At 35.3% G+C, this 1,282-nt stretch carries 1 protein-coding gene and 1 pseudogene; both read right to left on the reverse strand.

Features of this window, described 5'->3' with window-relative positions; genetic code table 11:
• Positions 1-90, reverse strand: a pseudogene (locus FTV41_RS14800) (helix-turn-helix domain-containing protein); the annotation flags it as partial.
• On the reverse strand, positions 83-1,033 hold the full coding sequence (gene repM / locus FTV41_RS14805) for a replication initiation protein RepM (protein ID WP_179996773.1): 951 nt from the start codon (positions 1,031-1,033) through the stop codon (positions 83-85). The gene repM and the pseudogene FTV41_RS14800, both read right to left, overlap by 8 nt.
• Positions 1,034-1,282: the final 249 nt, after the last annotated feature.

The raw sequence follows: 1,282 nt of genomic DNA on the forward strand, positions 1-1,282 counted from the left end.
TGATAAACGTCCATTACGTACAGCTCTGTAAATGGTTGATCTATCCACATGAAATTTTTTAGATACTTCACTTAGTGATAACTTAGCCATTTACGGTGTCCTTTTTATTTGATGGCATGTATCCCACTTTTTTTAGATATGGGGATAGTTCTTTGATTTTTTCAGGGTCTTGTAGCATCTCAGCAATACGAACAGCAAATTGAGGATAGCTTTCTGTTCCTTGTGAATAGCGACCCATTTCAGGGAGTTCTGAAAGTTTATTTGCAAACATATGCCGTTGAGCATCGGTCATCTTTGAAGAAAGTTTCAAAGTATTCGGATCTCTTTCTATTGATGTGCTGTCCTTCTTTTTCTGTTTAAAGTTAAAAGAAAATCCTGAAATTGATCGACCTCTTTTGTGTTGTTCATACTTCACTGTGATATCTGTATGTTCGTTAATTTGTTTAATAGCAAGCTCAAGTACACTAGTTTTAAAGCGTTCCATACGCTTGTACTCTGTATCGAGTACGCCAATTCTTTGACGGAAATCACTTAGCTCTATAACTGGAGTAGAGCCAGTACTTCTCCAAGCAATTAATAATTCATATAAGCGAACAGCATAAGCACTACTGAGATTACTAACTTGCTGCAATTCGTATTTAGTGAAATGCTCTTCTAAGCGTGTAATTAAGGGAACTATGGCAGGGGCAAAGATAAGTTTAACTACTGCTTCATTATCTACATATCCAATTTCACTAACCCAACGGGATCTATAGTTCTCAATATTCCCTCGTTCATTTATTTTTTGATAGCTAAATTGTCTTGCAAATAAATCATTACAGGCATCTTTTAATGCTTGATAAGCCGTATTGCGATGTACGCCAAATTGATTGATATAGCCTTCTGCATGTACTTCAAGGGGATCATTAGCATTAATACCTTTCCCGCTTTCTCTTGCCTCAACAATGGCCAATAAAATTAAACGTTGTTCTACTAAATCTAAGTTATAGCTTGCATTAATTAAGGCATTGTCTTTTACAACTAATTCTCTCATGAAGCACCAGTATTATTTATTATGCTATGACACAATAATTAATTTTAGTGCTATAAGCAAGGTAAACGGTGTCATATTGCAAGGTAAACGGTGTCATATTGCAAGGTAAACGGTGTCATATTGCAAGGTAAACGGTGTCATATGAAGTCTAGGAGCCTTCATTTACAATGTTTTTAGCTTACCTAAAAGCATTTAAAAACTTTAAAATAATTAAAAGCCCAAGGAAGGAAAAATTGCCCTTGGTTTTCG

This window comes from Acinetobacter sp. YH16051 (assembly GCF_013417135.1).
Lineage (GTDB): Bacteria > Pseudomonadota > Gammaproteobacteria > Pseudomonadales > Moraxellaceae > Acinetobacter > Acinetobacter towneri.

Bases quoted from the DNA above. Each gene is read 5' to 3' on its own strand.
- repM (WP_179996773.1), bottom strand. From the start codon at position 1,033: ATGAGAGAATTAGTTGTAAAAGACAATGCCTTAATTAATGCAAGCTAT.